Below are 16006 nucleotides of genomic sequence, written 5' to 3'. Positions count from 1 at the left end.
TACCTCCGTCGGTTTACTGTCGCCTGAGTCGGCGGCGCGGCGCGGGCTGGGACCTGCACCCGCCGCCGCCGGCCGGGAGCCGGCCGCGCGCACGCCATCGTCAATCCTGACAGGTACGGCGCGCTTCGCCCACATCACCCCGCCCCAGGAGTACGCCGGCGAGCCGCATTGCCGGAGTCGGTATAACTCACTACCGTCTTGAGTGTGACCAAAAAGATCGCCATCAGCATCCCGGACGACGTCGCAGAACGGCTGGCCACCGAGCCCAACGTGTCCGCCTTCGTGACGGAGAGCATCCGCCAACGAATGGTCGGTGAACGAACCCGGCGGATTCTGGAGCAGATCGGTTTCAAGATCACCGACGAGGGCCTCGAGGAGGCCGGGCGCAAGTTGGATCAGGCTCGCCAGGCAATAACTCCCGAGTTGCGCGCCAAGGCCGCCGCGCTGCTGAACGAGGCGTCGCGGGGACGGCTACAGGTTCGTGACTGAAGCGGGACTCGTACTCGACACCACCGCATTGCTGGCCTACTCCGAAGGAGAGCCGGCTGTGGGCATCCAGATCGCCAAGGTTGCCTACCGCCGGGAGTCCGTGATCATTCCGGCCATGTGCCTGACAGCCGCATATCGCCGAGTGTCCAGCGACGGCTGGCCATTGCTGGACATTGTCTCCGATCTCGAAGCTGTAGTTGTCGCGCCGGTCGATCACAACATGTGCCCCATCCTGGGCGGCTGGTCCCGCCTCCTGGGCAGCATCGATCTCGCCCAGGTTGCGATCGAAGCGGCAGCCCGAGCGGTCGTACCGATCATGACGGATCGGCGGGAACTGCTTGGTGAGGTACTGCCCAAGGAATGGCCGATCATCGATCTCTGACCGCCACGGCTGTCGACAAGATCACCTGTAGGATTCGGCCAGACCGAGGCGGGTAGGAGACTCCGGCACGGGGCACAAGACGCCGCAGCTACGCTCAGTACGCTCATCGCGGTGGACCCGTCAGCACCCGGAGGTGGCCGATCGTGACCGTCCGTAGCTCCTTTGTCGTTGTGGCGAACCGTCTGCCGGTCGACGAGGTGAGCACACCCGAGGGACGGCAGTGGCGACGCAGCCCAGGCGGGCTGGTCACCGCGCTGCATCCCGTGCTCGCCGAACACCAGGGCACCTGGGTCGGCTGGGCCGGCGGCACCGGCGCCGCCCCCGAGCCGTTCGACCTGGAGGGCATCCGGCTGCACCCGGTCCCCCTCAGCTCCGAGGAGTTGGAGCGCTACTACGAGGGCCAGTCGAATGCGACGATCTGGCCGCTCTACCACGACGCGGTGGAGACCCCGGCCTACAAGCGCCGGTGGCGCGAGGCGTACCGGCTGGTCAACGCGCGGTTCGCGGAGGCCGCGGCGGACGTGGCGGCCGAGGGCGCGACGGTCTGGGTGCAGGACTACCAGCTCCAACTGGTCCCCGCGATGCTCCGCGAGCTGCGTCCGGACCTGCGGATCGGGTTCTTCCTGCACATCCCGTTCCCGCCGATCGAGCTGTTCATGCAGATGCCGTTCCGCACCGAGATCCTGCGCGGTCTGCTCGGCGCGGACCTGGTGGGCTTCCAGCAGCGGCTGGCCGCGCAGAACTTCGTACGGCTGGCCCGGCACCTCCTCGGCCTGCGCTACGAGGGGCAGATGATCCAGGTCGACGGGCGACAGGTGAAGGCGGGCGCCTTCCCCATCTCGATCGACACCCAGGAGATGGAACGGATGGCCGCCGACCCGGCGATCCAGGCGCGGGCCAAGCAGATCCGCGCCGAGCTGGGCGACCCGAAGACGATCATCCTGGGTGTGGACCGGCTGGATTACACCAAGGGCATCGAGTTGCGGCTCAAGGCGTTCCGCGAGTTGCTCGCTGACGGAAAGTTGACAGTTCCGGACGCCGTTATGGTGCAGGTGGCCACGCCGAGCCGCGAGCGCGTCGAGCACTACCAGGCACTTCGGGTCAAGGTAGAGCGCGAAGTTGGTCGCATTAATGGCGAATTCGGCCGAGTCGGCGTGCCGGCCGTGCATTACCTCCATCAGTCGTACAGTCGCAGTGAACTGGCCGCGATGTACGTTGCTGCGGACGTGATGATGGTGACCCCGCTGCGAGACGGTATGAATCTCGTCGCCAAGGAGTACGTCGCATCACGCGCCGACCAGGGCGGTGCGCTCGTGCTCAGCGAGTTCGCTGGCGCCGCAACGGAGCTGCGCCAGGCCTTCCTGTGTAACCCGCACGACCCGGACGCGGTCAAGGACGCCCTGCTCCGGGCCGTGCACGTGGAGAAAACCGAGGCACGCCGCCGGATGCGGACAATGCAACGTCACCTGCGTACCCACGACGTGGGGCACTGGGCCAAGTCTTTCCTCTCCGAACTCGGAGTTCCCGAGGCGGAGGCCGCGTGAACACGTCCGTCAACGACGGAGCGGCGATCGCCACCGGGGTGCTGGACCCCGAGCTGCGCTCTGCCATCGGCCGGATCGCCCGGGTTCCGCAGCTCCTGATCGCCTGCGACTACGACGGCACACTCGCGCCGATCGTGGAGGACCCGAGCACCGCCGTACCGCTGCCCGAATCGGTGGCGGCGATCCGCGCGCTCGCCGCGCTGCCGCAGACGAGCGTGGCCGTGGTCTCCGGCCGGGCCCTGCGGGACCTGGCCGCGCTCTCCCGGCTGCCCAGCGAGGTGCACCTCGTCGGCAGTCACGGCTCCGAGTTCGACATCGGCTTCGTCGAGCGCCTCTCCCCCGAGCTGGTCGCGGTGCGCACCCAGGTGCGCAACGCGCTGCGGGAGATCGCCGCCGAACACCCCGGCATCCGCCTGGAACGCAAGCCGGCCAGCGTCGCGGTGCACACCCGGGGCGTCGACCCGCAGGTCGCCGCCGCAGCCATCGAGGCGGTCCGCAACGGCCCGGCCACCTTCGACGGCGTCACGGTGACGCAGGGCAAGGAGGTCATCGAGCTGTCCGTGGTGGCCACCCACAAGGGCACCGCCGTCGACCAGCTCCGGACCCAGCTCTCGGCCAGCGCGGTGCTCTTCATCGGCGACGACGTCACCGACGAGAACGCCTTCGGCAACCTGCACGGGCCGGACCTCGGCATCAAGATCGGCCCCGGCGAGACCAAGGCCGGCTTCCGGGTGGCCGAGCCCATCGAGGCAGCCCGCGCGCTCGGGCTGCTGCTGGAGACCCGCCGCCACTGGCTCTTCGGCGAGCGGGCGGTGCCGATCGAGCGGCACTCCATGCTGGCCAACGGTCGTACGGTCGCGTTGCTCACGCCGGAGGCGAAGGTCAGCTGGCTCTGCCACCCCAAGCCGGACTCGGCGGCGATCTTCGCCGACCTGGTCGGTGGCAGCCCGGCCGGTCACTTCAGCGTCGCCCCGGAGCGCGGGGGCATCCCGCTGGGCCAGCGCTACCGCTCCGGCACGATGACCGTCGAGACCCGGTGGTCCGGGCTCACCGTCACCGACTGGCTGGACAAGCCGGCCCGCGAGACGACGCCGGACGGCCCGGCGGTGGTCACCGGCGACTCGACCCTGGTCCGGGTGCTCACCGGCAGCGGTCGGGTCCGGGTGGAGTTCGCCCCGCGCCCCGAGTTCGGTCAGGTCGCCGTGCAGTTGCAGCCGCTCGGCGACGGCCTGCTGGTGCTCGGCTCGAACGAACCGGTCGCCCTCTACTCCCCCGGGGTCGAGTGGCAGGTCAACAACGACGGTGGGTACGAGACCGCCAAGGCGACCGTCGACCTGTCGGCCGCCGGCGGGCAGGTCGTGCTGGAGCTGCGCTTCGGCACGCACAGCCTGGAGCACCACCGGGTGCCGATCCACGATCGGCAGGCCGCGGCCGAGCAGCCGTGGAAGGACTGGGTGGCCTCGCTGCGGCTGCCGTCCACCTCCCGCGACCTGGTGGCCCGCAGCGCGCTCACCCTGCGCGGGCTCTGCCACGAGATCACCGGCTCGATCCTGGCCGCGGCGACCACCTCCCTCCCCGAGGAGCTGGGCGGCGTCCGCAACTGGGACTACCGCTACTGCTGGTTGCGTGACGCCGCGCTGACCGCCCGCGCGCTTGTCGACCTCGGGTCGATCGAGGAGGCCGAGGCGTTCCTGCGCTGGGTCGACGGCTGCATCGAGCGCACCGGCGGCCACCCGGAGCGACTGCACCCGCTCTACACCATCGACGGCTACGAGCTGGGCGCCGAGGCGGTCATCGACACGCTGCCCGGGTACGCCGGCTCCCGGCCGGTCCGGGTCGGCAACCTCGCCAACCACCAGCTCCAGCTCGACGTGTTCGGCCCGATCGCCGACCTGATCGCGGCGGTCGCCGACGCGCGCGGCTCGGTCCGCGACGACGAGTGGCGGGTCCTGGAGAACATGGTCGAGGCGGTTCGCCGCCGGTGGCACGAGCCCGACCACGGGATCTGGGAGGCGCGGCTGCCACCCCGGCACCACGTCTTCTCCAAGGTGATGTGCTGGATGACCGTCGACCGGGCGCTGCACGTGATGCGCCAGCACGGCGGCGAGGACCGGCCGGAGTGGAAGGACCTGCGCGACCGGATCGGCGCCAACGTGCTGGAGCACGGCTGGCACGACGACGTCGAGGCGTACAGCGTCGCGTACGGGGACGAGGACATGGACGCCTCGTCGCTCTGGATCGGCCTCTCCGGCCTGCTCCCGGGTGACGACCCGCGCTTCCTGTCCACCGTCCTGAAGATCGAGGCGGACCTGCGCAGCGGCCCGGTCGTCTACCGCTACCACTGGGACGACGGCCTGCCCGGCCGTGAGGGCGGTTTCCACATCTGCACGGCGTGGCTGATCGAGGCGTACCTGCGCACCGGCCGCCGCACCGACGCCGAGGAGTTGTTCGCGCAGATGGTGCTCACCGCCGGCCCGACCGGGCTGCTCCCCGAGCAGTACGACCCGCTCGCCGAGCGCGGCCTGGGCAACCACCCGCAGGCGTACAGCCACCTCGGGCTGATCCGCTGCGCCCTGCTGCTCGACAACATGCTCAAGCAGTAGCCGACAGTCAGTTCGACGAAGGGCCGGGGCAGCGCTGCTCCGGCCCTTCGTCATTCGGCCGACGCCGGCCGGTCGAACCCCACCGGCGGGTACCGGTCACCCGAGAGCCGCCGTCAGGGCCCTCGCGTCGCCCTCTGCGCGTCCTTTGCTCTGCTTCACTCCACGCAACACAAACGCCTTCTGGGTGTTGCGTCGGTTGAAGCAGAGCAAAGGACGCGCGCGGGGACCAGCCGGTCTCCGCCGCCCGCACCGCCCGGGGTCCGCTCTGCCGCCCGCACCGCCCGGGGTCCGCTCTGCCGCCCGGGTGGACCGTGCCACCGGTCACCCGTCGAGGGCACCCACCACGTCGCCGAGCACCACGACCGCGGGCGGGCGCACCTCGGCGGTGAGCGCGTCGGCGGCCACCGCGCCGAGCGTGGACCGCAGCGTCCGTTGGGCGCCCGTGGTGCCCTCCTGAACGACCGCGGCGGGCGTCTGCGGCGACCGGCCGTGCGCGATCAGGGTCTCGGCGATGGCGGCGAGGTTCTTGAGCCCCATCAGGATCACCAGGGTGCCGCGCAGGCCCGCGAGGGCGTCCCAGCGCACCAGCGAGGCCGGCGAGTCGGGTGCCACGTGGCCGGAGACGACGGTGAACTCGTGCGCCACCCCCCGGTGGGTGACCGGGATCCCGGCCGCCGCCGGAGCGGCGATCGAGCTGGTCACTCCCGGGACGACGGTCACCGGCACGCCGGCCGCCGCGCAGGCCAGTAGCTCCTCGCCGCCACGGCCGAAGACGTACGGGTCGCCGCCCTTGAGCCGGACCACGACGGCGCCGGCCAGGGCCCGGTCGACCAGGATCCGGTTGATCTCCTCCTGGGCCCGGGACGGGCCGTAGGGGATCTTCGAGGCGTCCACCAGCTCGACGTCGGCGCGGAGTTCGTCCAGGAGTAGACCCGGCACTAGCCGGTCGGCGACCACCACGTCGGCCTCGGTGAGCAACCGCCAACCCTTCACGGTGATCAGCTCCGGGTCTCCCGGCCCCGCCCCGACCAGCGCCACCCGCCCGGCGGTCGCGCCGGTCGTCGCCTCGGCGTCGGGCCGGACCCGGGTGGGAGCAGCGTCGCGTACGGCGAGCAGGTCGCGGATGGCGTCGCGGACGGTCATCGCGCGGCGAGGATCTCCGCCGCCGAGCACCGCCACGGTGACCGGGCCGTGGCGGGTCACCGCCGGCGTCCAGGCCGTGGCGGCGGTCCGGTCGTCGGCCCGGACGCAGAAGATCCGCCGTTCGGCGGCGACGGCGCTCACCGCAGCCGCCGCCATCGGATCGTCGATCGCCACCTGGACCAGCCAGGCCCCGTCCAGGTCCTCGGGCACGAACCGGCGCGGCACCCAGTGCAGCCGACCCGCGTCCACCCGGGCCCGCAGCGCCGGGGTCAGCTCCGGGGCCACCAGCAGGACGTCCGCGCCGGCATCCAGCAGCGCCGGCACCCGCCGGGTGGCGACCGCACCGCCGCCCACCACGACCACACGTCGCCCCTCGAGCCGCAGGCCGAGCGGGTACGGGCTGGCGCTCACGCCGCACCACCGAGCCGGACCGCCCGCTCGTTGGGCACCGTCACTTCTCGGCCACCCCGGCGGAGTCGAAGGTGGCCACGTCGTGCAGCACGCGGACCGCGCCGGTGACCACCGGCAGGGCCAACAGCGCGCCGGTGCCCTCGCCGAGGCGCAGCCCCAGGTCGATCAGCGGGTCGAGGCCGAGGTGCCGCAGCGCCACCGTCGCGCCCGGCTCGGCCGAGCGGTGCCCGGCGACCATGGCCGCGACCGCGTCGGGTGCGAACGCGGCGGCGGCGAGCGCCGCCGACACCGCGATCACGCCGTCCAGCAGGACCGGCGTACGGCGGGCCGCGGCGCCCAGGATCAGCCCGGCCAGCGCGGCGTGCTCCAGGCCACCGACGGCGGCGAGCACGCCCAGCGGGTCGGCCGGATCGGGCGTGTGCCGGGCCAGCGCGGCCCGCACGACGGCCACCTTGCGGGCGTACGTCGGGTCGTCGATCCCGGTGCCCCGGCCGGTGGAGTCGAGCGGGTCGACGCCGGTGAACGCGGCGATCAGCGCGGCGGCCGGGGTGGTGTTGCCGATGCCCATGTCCCCGGTGAGCAGGATGCCCGCCCCGGCGTCGATCAGCTCGTCGGCGATCCGGATGCCGGTCCGCACCGCGGCCAGCGCCTCGTCCCGGGTGAGCGCGGCGGTCACCGTGAGGTCCCGGGTGCCCCGGCGCACGGAGGCGGTGACCAGTCGGGGCGCGGACGGGTCGGCCGGACCGGAAGCCTCGGGGACGGGCAGCGGGGTGGCCACCCCGACGTCGACCACGGTGACCGAGGCGCCGGCCTGGCGGGCGAACGCGTTGACGACCGCACCGCCGGCCAGGAAGTTGCCGATCATCTGCCCGGTGACCTCCTGCGGCCACGGGCTGACCCCCTGGGCGTGCACCCCGTGGTCGCCCGCGAAGATCGCCACGGCGGCCGGCTCGGGCAGCGGCGGTGGGCAGGCCCCGGCCAGCCCGGCGAGGCGTACCGACAGATCCTCCAGCAGGCCCAGCGAGCCCGGCGGCTTGGTCAGCCGGCCGTGCAGCTCGCGGGCGGCGGCCATCGCCGCCTCGTCGAGTGGCCGGATGGCCGAAATCGTGGTCTCCAGCATCATGCCTCCATGGTCTCGCGCAGCACCTCGATGAACGCGTCGGTGGTGTTCCGGTCGCGTACCGCCACCCGCAGCCAGTCCGGGCCGAGCCCGGGGAAGGTGTCGCCCCGGCGTACCGCCCAGCCCCGGTCGCGCAGGCCCTCTCGGACCCGGTTCGCGTCGGGCAGGTGCAGCAGGACGAACGCGCTGGCCGGGCGGCCCGCGACGCGTACGCCGGGCAGGTCGGCCAGGCGCGCGACCAGGTGGTCGCGGTCGGCGGCGAGGTCGGCGGCGATCGCGCGTTCGGCCTCGACCGCGACTCCGGTGGCGCAGGCCGCGGCGGCGGCCAGCGCGGGCGTGGAGACGGCCCACAGCGGCTGGACGGCGGCCAGGCGGGACAGCAGCTCCGGGGCGCCGAGCAGGTAGCCGATCCGCAGGCCGGCCAGGCCCCACGTCTTGGTGAGGCTGCGCAGGACGAGCAGCCCGGGCAGATCCCGCCGCTCGGCCAGCGACTCCGGCTCGCCGGGGTGCGCGCCGCCGGTGGTGTCGGCGAACGCCTCGTCGACCACCAGCACCCGGCCGGGACGGGCGAGCGCGGCCACGGTCCGCGCGGGGTGCAGCACCGAGGTGGGATTCGTCGGGTTGCCGATCATCACGAGGTCGGCGTCGTCGGGCACCAGGGACGGATCGAGCCGGAACCCGTCGGCCGGGTCCAGCAGCACCCGCTCGACCGAATGGCCGGCGGCCCGTAGCGCCGCCTCCGGCTCGGTGAACTGCGGGTGCACCACCACGGGTCGGCGGATGCCACGCAGCGCCTGGGCGATCAGCACGAAGCCCTCGGCAGCGCCGGCGGTGAGGAGTACCTCGTCCGGGTGACGCCGGTGCCGGGCGGCGACGGCGGCGCGGGCCGGCGCCGGGTCGGGGTAGCGGGCCAGGTCGGTGAGGGTGGCGGCGATCGGGTCGGCCAGCCAGGCCGGCGGTGGCGTCTGGCGGACGTTGACGGCGAGGTCGATCAGCCCGGCGCCCACCTCGGCGTCGCCGTGGTGCGCGAGGTCCGGCTCGGCCCCGATGGGCGGGGTGATGGCAGCAGACTGATCGCGCATGTCCGCGATCCTGCCGGGAAGGTGGCCGGCGGAACAGTCGATGTCGGCGTAAGCCATGTCACCACCTCGCGGGTTTATGAGTTCTTCTCATGTACGAATCGGAAATGTCATAACTTGGCCACGTGAGCAACCGACCCCTTGCTGCCGCTGGTCGACTCGTTCCTCTTCTCCGCGCCGGCCTCATCGCCGGCATCGTGATCGCCGCCGTCGCGTACCCGGTGGTCGCCTTCACCGGGCTCGGCGCGAAGGCCACCGCGCACGCCACGGAGCAGAAGACCAGACTGCTGACCACCGCCCTGCCCGCCGAGACCTCCTACCTCTACGCCCCGGACGGCAAGACCGTGCTGACCATGTTCTACGAGGAGTACCGGCAGTACACGAAGCTGTCGGACATGTCGCCGAACATCCAGCAGGCGATCGTCGCCGCCGAGGACAACCGCTTCTACCAGCACCACGGCGTCGACCCGAAGGGCGTGGCCCGCGCCTTCGTGTCCAACGCCCGCTCCGGCGGCTCCCAGGGCGCCTCGACGCTGACCATGCAGTACGTCCGGATGGCCCTGCGGGACAGCGCGAACACCCCGAAGGAGGTCCAGGAGGCCACCCAGCAGACCAGCCTGCGCAAGGTCAAGGAGATGCGCATGGCCTTGGACCTGGAGAAGGAGCTGAGCAAGGAGCAGATCCTCGAGCGCTACCTGAACTCCGCGTACTTCGGCCACCGGGCGTACGGCATCTACGCCGCCAGCGAGATCTTCTTCTCCAAGACCCCGAAGGACCTCACCCCGGTCGAGGCGGCCACCCTCGCCGGGCTGGTCAAGTCCCCCTCCGAGTACGACCCGGCCGACACCGACCAGAAGGACGCCACCGGGCGGCGCAACTACGTGCTGGACCGGATGAGTCAGCTCGGCTACCTCTCCCCCGACTCGGCCGCCGCCGCGAAGACCGAGCCGATCCGGCTGAAGCTCACCACCCCGCCGAGCGACTGCGCCTCGCTCATCGAGAAGTACCGGAGCTGGGGCTTCGCCTGCGACTACCTGAAGAACTGGTGGAGTTCGCAGCCCGCGTTCGGGGCCAACCGGCTGGAGCGGATGGACAAGCTGCGTCGGGGCGGCTACCGCATCGTGCTCAGCCTCGACCCCAAGATCCAGGAGGCGGCGGAGAAGAACGTCGGCGCCAAGGAGGGCACCGGCAGCCCGTTCGCCAACGGGATCGTGGTCTCCGAGCCGGGGACCGGGCGCGTGAAGGCGATGGCGGTGAACCGGAACTACTCCCTGGACCTGGCCGACAACCCACCCAGCTCCAACCCGGAGGCCGGGCCGAAGGTGAAGGCGAACTATCCGAACACGGTGGCGCCGCTGCTCGGCGGCGGCGACCTGCCGGGCTACCAGGCCGGGTCGACGTTCAAGATGTTCCCGATGCTGGCCGCGCTGGATTCGGGGATGACGCTGTCCACCTCGTTCAACGCCCCGTACCGCTACAAGTCGTCGGTCTACGACGGCTGGGCGCCCTCCAACGCCAGCGGAGCGATGACCGGGCAACAGACCATGTGGTCCGGCTTCGGCAAGTCGGTCAATACGTACTTCGTGTGGCTGGAGGAGAAGGTGGGCGCGGACCGGGCGGTCCGGCTGGCCGAACAGCTCGGGCTGCGCTGGCGCACCGACGTCGACCGGGAACAGGCGTCCCCGGGCAAGGCCAAGAAGTGGGGCGCGTTCACCCTGGGCGTCTCCGACGCCACACCGCTGGAGATGGCGAACGCCTACGCCGCCGTCGCGGCCGACGGCCGCTACTGCGAGGCGATCCCGGTGCAGGCGATCATGAACCGGGACGGCACTCCGGCCACGTACGCCACTCCGGGCGGTCTGCACCGTGAGGTCGCCAAGCCGCGCTGCCGCCAGGTGGTCAGCGCCGACGCCGCCCGGGCGGCCACCGACGCCGCCCGCTGCCCGACCGGGGACAGTCCGGCACGCGGCGGCTGCGGCGGCTGGTCAACCGCCGACAGCGTCCGGGGTACGGTCGGCCGCCCGGTCGCCGGCAAGACGGGCACCACCGACAGCACCCGGTCCGCCTGGTTCGTCGGCTACACCCCGGAGCTGGCCGCGGCGAGCTTCATCTCCGACCCGGACAACCCGTTCAACGCCGTCGGTGACGGGCAGTCCCAGATCCCGATCGCGGCGGTGGCCGAGACCCTGCGCGACGGCCTGAAGGGCACGCCGACCCGCCAGTTCACGCCACCGTCGGACGCCATCGTGGGATGACGGCGCGGATCAGCGCAGATCAGCGGCCACGAACGACCACAGTTCGAGGTCGGCCCGGCCACCGCCGACGAAACCGGCGTTGCGCAGCAACCCCTCGTAGCTGAAGCCGGCCTTCTCGGCGACCCGGCGGGACGCCAGGTTGCCGGGTGCCACCCGCAGCTCGACCCGCTGGAAGCCGTGCTCCAGGATCAGCGCGATGGCCACCGCGTCCACCGCCTCGGCGGCCAGGCCGAAGCCCCGCGCGTGGGGGGCCATCGCGTAGGAGACCTCGGTGAGCCGGGCGCCCCAGTCGGTGCGCCGCGTCCAGAGGGAGCCGACCATCTGGTCGTCCTCCCGGCGGACCACCGCGTAGTGGTCGCCCTCGCCGCTGTCGCGCCGCTGCCGGGCCAGATCCGTGCACCAGGCGTGCCCGTCGATCGGGCCGGAGTCGTCGGCCAGCGGCAGCCACCGCCGGGTCAGCTTGTCGGCGAAGATCTCCCCGGCGGCCGACGCGTCCGCCGCGGTGAGCCGACGCACCTCCGTACGCGGGGTGGAGACGGTCAACGCCGGAAACCGGCGGACCGCCAACTCACCGATCACGCGGGCACCACGGGAGGCTGCGCGGGCACCGCGTCGGCTGCCGGCTCGCTGACCGCCGCCGCCACCACCCGGGCGGCGGTCGCCGGGTGTCCCGCCCAGTGCAGGGTGAGCTGCGAGGCGTGCACGTTGCGCCACACGAAACCCTCCGGCGTGCCGCCGTCCCAGCTCCAGGCCGGCCGCTGACCGGCGCGCGGGGTGAGCACCGCCCGGTGCTCCTTGTGCCCGACGACCACCGTGCCGCGCGCGGCGACCACGCTGTCGGTCTGGGCGGTCGCCTCCCGGTAGCCGACCACGAGGCCGTCGCGGCTCACACCCACCGCGTCCAGCACCCCGCACATCGGCAGCCCGTCCAGCTCCCGGGCCAGCCACAGCAGGCCGGCGCCCTCAGCGACCACCGGCCGGCCGGTGCGGGCCAGCTCGGCCACCGCGATGCAGAGCCGCCGGTTGGCCGACAGCTGCTCGGCGTACGACTCGGGCAGCGCACCCCCGACGACCAGCGCGCGGGTGCCGACGGGCAGCGCCTCGTCGCGCAGCGGATCGACAGTGACCACCTCGGCGCCGGCGGCCGACAGCAGCTCCGCGGTCTCCGGGTGGCTGAAGCTGCCGCCCGGCCCGCCGGCCAGCGCCACCAGCGGGCGCTGCGCCGGGACGACCAGCTCGCCGAGCGCCTCCTGCGGCGACCAGGCCGCCGCCGGCAGTGGCGGAGCGGAACGGGCCAGCCCGAGCAGCCGCTCCAGGTCGACCGTGGCGGCGACCGCCTCGCCCAGCCGGCGCACCGCACGGACCGCGTCGGTCGAGGAGTCGACCACCGGCGCCACCCCGTGCCGGCGCGACGGCAGCACGGCCGGCAGGTCCTGGCGACGCAGCGCGCCGTAGACCGGCACGCCGACGTCGTCCAGCGCCTCGCGCAGCATCGCCTCGTGCCGCGACGACGCCACCCGGTTGAGGATCACCCCGCCCAGCCACAACTGCTCGTCGTACGAGCGGAAACCGTGCACCAAAGCGGCCACCGACTGCCCCATCGCGGCCACGTCGACCACCAGCACCACCGGACTGCGCAGCGCGGTGGCCGCGGCGGCCGTGGACTCCTGCTCCGGGCGGCCACCGACGGAGTCGTACAGGCCCATGCTGCCCTGCACGACGGCGAGCGCGGCACCCGCGGCGCCGTGTGCGACAAGCGCGGCGAGCCGGTCGACGCCGACCAGCCGGGGATCGATCACCCGACCGGGCCGACCGGCGGCGAGACCGAGGTACGCGGCGTCGACATGATCCGGGCCGAGCTTGAACCCGGCGACGTCGACACCCCGCTCGGCCAGGGCGGCGAGCAGCCCGATCGCCAGCGCGTTCTTTCCGTGCCCGGAGGACGGTGCGCTGAGCACCAGGCGCGGCACGACGGTCATCATCGACTCCTCGCGGGCGGCGGCGGGTACGCGACGGACAACCGAGGAGGTCGATCCGTCGGCGTGACGATACCCGTCCGGTCCGACGGGCGAGCACCGCCAACCGGGGGTCGGCGGACCGTCCCGGCCCGGTCGCGGTGAGTGGCCCCGGTCATACGGGTAGCCTCGGTGCCGTGTACCGGTTCCTGCTGAGCCCACGCTGGTTGGGCGCCCTCGCGCTGACCCTGGTCGCCGCCGCCGTCATGGTGTGGCTGGGCAACTGGCAGCTGGACCGCTACCGGGGCCGTACCGAGATCAACGAGCGGATCGACGCGGGCGAGCGGATGGCCCCGGCGCCCCTGGCCGACGCGTTCCGCGCGCCCACCGGCGGCCCCGGGACCGCCGGCCCGGCCCCCGCGAAGGACAAGGTCTGGACCCGGATCACCGCCACCGGCCGGTACGACCCGTCGAACACCGTCCTGGTCCGTGGTCGGACGGTCGACAGCCGGGTCGGCTTCGAGGTGCTCACCCCGCTGGTGCTCCCCGACGGCAGCGCGCTGCTGGTGGACCGAGGCTGGATCCCGCCCGCGCCGGGCGGGGCGACCGCCCAGCCGTCGGTGCCCGCCCCGCCGGGCGGCGACGTGACGGTCAGCGGCCGGGTGCACGAGACCGAGAGCGGCGCCGGCACGGTGGACCGCCGCGACGGCCGGCTGGAGACGCGGCGGATCGCCGTACCGCGCCTGGCCCGCGAGCTGCCCTACCCGGTCTACGGCGGCTACCTGCTGCTGGACGACCAGACCCCGGCCGCCGACGGGGCGTTCAAGGCCGTGCCGGTCGGGCACACCAACAACTGGCAGAACTTCGGCTACGTCGTGCAGTGGTGGCTCTTCGCCGCGATGGCGCTCTTCGGCTACGGCTGGGTGGCCCGACGCGAGGCACGCCGGGCCGCCGGGCTCGACAGCGCGACCGCCCCGCTGGACCGGGCGGCCGAGCCGACGCCGAGCGCGTCCGCCTGAGCGGGCGGCCGGCCCGGCGCGAGACGAGGGCCGGTGTGGCCCGTCAACCGCTCAGCCGACCGGCGTGGATGGCGCGGACCGCGTCGATGGTGTCCGCCTCGGCGGCGGACTTGTCGTCGCGGTAGCGCACCACGCGAGCGAACCGCAGGGCCATCCCACCCGGATAGCGGGTGCTCGTCTGCACCCCGTCGAAGGCGATCTCCACCACCTGCTCCGGGCGGACCCGGACCACCCAGTCGCCGCGCTCCACCGCGAGGTCGAGGAACCGCTCGGTCTGCCAGCGCAGCAGCTCGTCGGTGAGCCCCTTGAACGTCTTGCCGAGCATCACGAAGTCGCCAGTACGCGGGTCACGGGCGCCCAGATGCAGGTTGGACAGCCAGCCCTTGCGCCGGCCGCTGCCCCACTCGACGGCGAGCACCACCAGGTCGAGGGTGTGCCGTGGCTTGACCTTGACCCAGGCGGCGCCGCGCCGGCCGGCGTCGTAGGGGGCGTCCGGTGCCTTGACCACCACGCCCTCCTGGCCGGCGTCGAGCGCGGCGGCGAACGCCGCGCCGGCCTGCTCCGGGCCGTCGACCTCCATGCGCCCCACCAGCAGCGACGCGTCCACCGCGCCGGCGAGCGCGGCCCACCGCTCCCGACCGGGCAGGTCGATCAGATCCTGGCCGTCGAGGTGCAGCAGGTCGAAGAAGTACGGAGTGAGCACCGTCGCGCCGGTGCTGGCGGCGGCCGCGAGCACCGCCGGGGCGACCGGAGTCCGCCCGGTGGTGCTCGGTGTGGTGCGCCGGGCGGCCCGGCTGGAGGTCTGCTGGAACGGCAGCGGACGGCCCGTCTCGTCCAGGCCGATCGCCTCGCCGTCGAGCACCAGCTCCCGGCCCGGCAGGGCGCGAACCGCCGCGACCACCTCGGGCACCCGGTTGGTGATCTCGTCGAGGCTGCGGGTGAACACGGCGATGTCGGCGCCGGAGCGGTGCACCTGGATGCGGATGCCGTCGAGCTTCACGTCGACCACCGCCGGCGTGCCGGTCGCGGCCAGCGCCTCGTCGACCGAGGGGGCGCTCTGCGCGAGCATCGGCGCCAGCGGCCGGCCGACCCGCAGGCCGAACCCGGCCAGCTCGGCCTCGCCGCCGGCCAGCGCGGCCACCGCCACGGCACGCAGGTCACCGGCGAGCAGCAGGGCCCGGCGGACGGTCGCCACCGGCACCTCGGCGGCCCGGGCCACGGCGTCGGCGAGCAGCCCGGCCTGGGCGCCCTGGCGCAGCTCACCCCCGAACAGGCCGGTGAGCAGCCGTTGCTCGTCGGCGGTGGCCGCCGCGTAGAGGCCGCCGAGCAGAGCCCGGCGGCGGGCCTGCGACCCGGCGCCCTGCACGGCGGCGATCTGCTCGATGGCCGCGTCGACGGCGGCCACGGTCAGCGTCGGCTCGGTGGCCGGTGGCGGCAGGTCACGCAGGCTCGCGTAGCCCACGCCGGTCTGCCGCTGACGCAGCTCACCGGCGAGATAGCCGGCGCCGGGCTCCACCTCGGCCGGGTCGAGCCGGCGCAGCGCGTCGGCGAGCAGCTCCACCTTGGCCCGCCGGCCGCTGGTGGCGCCCACGGCGGCGGAGGTGGCCGCCAGGTCGATGAACCGCACGAAGCCCATCCTGCCAGCCACCTCCGACACCGCCCGGGCATTGCCGTGCCCGGGCGGTGTCGGCGCGGTGCCGCAGCCCACGAGGGGGCGGCGGGAATCAGGCGGAGACGGGCTCCTCGATGCGCAACCCTCGGGCGCGGACCTCGCCGGCGACCCGGGAGAGCACCGAGTCGAGGGCGACCAGGGCGGCGGACAGCTCACCGAGCTGGTCGTTGAGCGTGTCCTCGGACCACGCGGAGACGTCGACGTCCCCCAGTGCGCTGACGGCGGCCCCCAACCGGGCCATCACCTCGTTCGTACTCATGTTCGAAAGGCTATAACAAGCCGCCCGGCGACACGCCGCAAACTCCCAGATCAGACGCAAAGTTGTCGTTCCGAC

13 protein-coding genes are annotated in these 16006 nt (G+C 73.2%); 6 read left to right on the top strand and 7 right to left on the bottom strand.

Translation table 11 applies throughout. The annotated features are described in order from the left end of the window. Positions 1–204 precede the first annotated feature (204 nt). From ACFYPR_RS05330 to otsB, 4 genes are all read left to right on the top strand, one after another. The gene (locus ACFYPR_RS05330) at positions 205–489 is read left to right on the top strand and encodes a hypothetical protein (protein WP_354858810.1); all 285 of its coding nucleotides are present in this window, start codon (positions 205–207) and stop codon (positions 487–489) included. 58 nt (positions 490–547) lie between these two features. After that, positions 548–871: a hypothetical protein gene (locus ACFYPR_RS05325; RefSeq protein WP_354858808.1), complete on the top strand. Its 324-nt coding sequence runs from the start codon at positions 548–550 to the stop codon at positions 869–871. Positions 872–1014: 143 nt separating this feature from the next. Further along, positions 1015–2415 carry a trehalose-6-phosphate synthase gene (locus tag ACFYPR_RS05320; RefSeq protein ID WP_354858806.1) on the top strand — a complete coding sequence of 467 codons (1401 nt, stop codon included), beginning with the start codon at positions 1015–1017 and terminating at the stop codon, positions 2413–2415. Further along, positions 2412–5018: a trehalose-phosphatase gene (otsB, locus tag ACFYPR_RS05315; RefSeq protein WP_354858804.1), complete on the top strand. Its 2607-nt coding sequence runs from the start codon at positions 2412–2414 to the stop codon at positions 5016–5018. The genes ACFYPR_RS05320 and otsB overlap by 4 nt, the downstream gene beginning before the upstream one ends. A 321-nt stretch (positions 5019–5339) precedes the next feature. Here the strand turns inward: otsB and cobA are convergent, their stop codons facing one another. The 3 genes from cobA to cobC are packed head-to-tail and all read right to left on the bottom strand — an operon-like array spanning position 5340 to position 8774. Further along, on the bottom strand, positions 5340–6572 hold the full coding sequence (gene cobA, locus ACFYPR_RS05310) for a uroporphyrinogen-III C-methyltransferase (RefSeq protein WP_354858801.1): 1233 nt from the start codon (positions 6570–6572) through the stop codon (positions 5340–5342). Between the two features lie 40 nt (positions 6573–6612). After that, positions 6613–7692: a nicotinate-nucleotide--dimethylbenzimidazole phosphoribosyltransferase gene (gene cobT, locus ACFYPR_RS05305; protein WP_354858833.1), complete on the bottom strand. Its 1080-nt coding sequence runs from the start codon at positions 7690–7692 to the stop codon at positions 6613–6615. After that, positions 7692–8774: an Rv2231c family pyridoxal phosphate-dependent protein CobC gene (cobC, locus tag ACFYPR_RS05300; protein WP_355066228.1), complete on the bottom strand. Its 1083-nt coding sequence runs from the start codon at positions 8772–8774 to the stop codon at positions 7692–7694. Before cobC ends, cobT begins: the two co-directional genes overlap by 1 nt. Before the next feature lie 122 nt (positions 8775–8896). On the opposite strand from cobC, the gene ACFYPR_RS05295 reads away from it, so the two are divergent. Then, positions 8897–11026 carry a transglycosylase domain-containing protein gene (locus ACFYPR_RS05295; protein ID WP_354858798.1) on the top strand — a complete coding sequence of 710 codons (2130 nt, stop codon included), beginning with the start codon at positions 8897–8899 and terminating at the stop codon, positions 11024–11026. A gap of 9 nt (positions 11027–11035) precedes the next feature. Here the strand turns inward: ACFYPR_RS05295 and ACFYPR_RS05290 are convergent, their stop codons facing one another. Together ACFYPR_RS05290 and ACFYPR_RS05285 are read right to left on the bottom strand one after the other, a co-directional pair. Then, entirely contained in the window at positions 11036–11605 is a 570-nt protein-coding gene (locus ACFYPR_RS05290) for a GNAT family protein (protein ID WP_354858796.1), read from the bottom strand. Beyond that, the gene (locus ACFYPR_RS05285; RefSeq protein WP_355066156.1) at positions 11602–13005 is read right to left on the bottom strand and encodes a cobyrinate a,c-diamide synthase; all 1404 of its coding nucleotides are present in this window, start codon (positions 13003–13005) and stop codon (positions 11602–11604) included. Before ACFYPR_RS05285 ends, ACFYPR_RS05290 begins: the two co-directional genes overlap by 4 nt. 173 nt (positions 13006–13178) lie before the next feature. On the opposite strand from ACFYPR_RS05285, the gene ACFYPR_RS05280 reads away from it, so the two are divergent. Next, the gene (locus ACFYPR_RS05280) at positions 13179–14000 is read left to right on the top strand and encodes an SURF1 family protein (RefSeq protein WP_355066154.1); all 822 of its coding nucleotides are present in this window, start codon (positions 13179–13181) and stop codon (positions 13998–14000) included. A gap of 43 nt (positions 14001–14043) precedes the next feature. Here the strand turns inward: ACFYPR_RS05280 and ACFYPR_RS05275 are convergent, their stop codons facing one another. Continuing rightward, on the bottom strand, positions 14044–15636 hold the full coding sequence (locus tag ACFYPR_RS05275; protein WP_354858828.1) for an ATP-dependent DNA ligase: 1593 nt from the start codon (positions 15634–15636) through the stop codon (positions 14044–14046). Between the two features lie 88 nt (positions 15637–15724). After that, a complete protein-coding gene (locus ACFYPR_RS05270) occupies positions 15725–15931 on the bottom strand; it encodes a hypothetical protein (protein ID WP_007464240.1) in 207 nt (68 codons plus the stop codon). Between the last annotated feature and the right edge of the window lie 75 nt (positions 15932–16006).

This window comes from Micromonospora sp. NPDC005254 (assembly GCF_042872525.1).
Classification (GTDB): Bacteria; Actinomycetota; Actinomycetes; order Mycobacteriales; family Micromonosporaceae; genus Micromonospora.
Note: the sequence above shows the minus strand (reverse complement) of the source record. Positions and strands in the feature narration are given on the sequence as shown.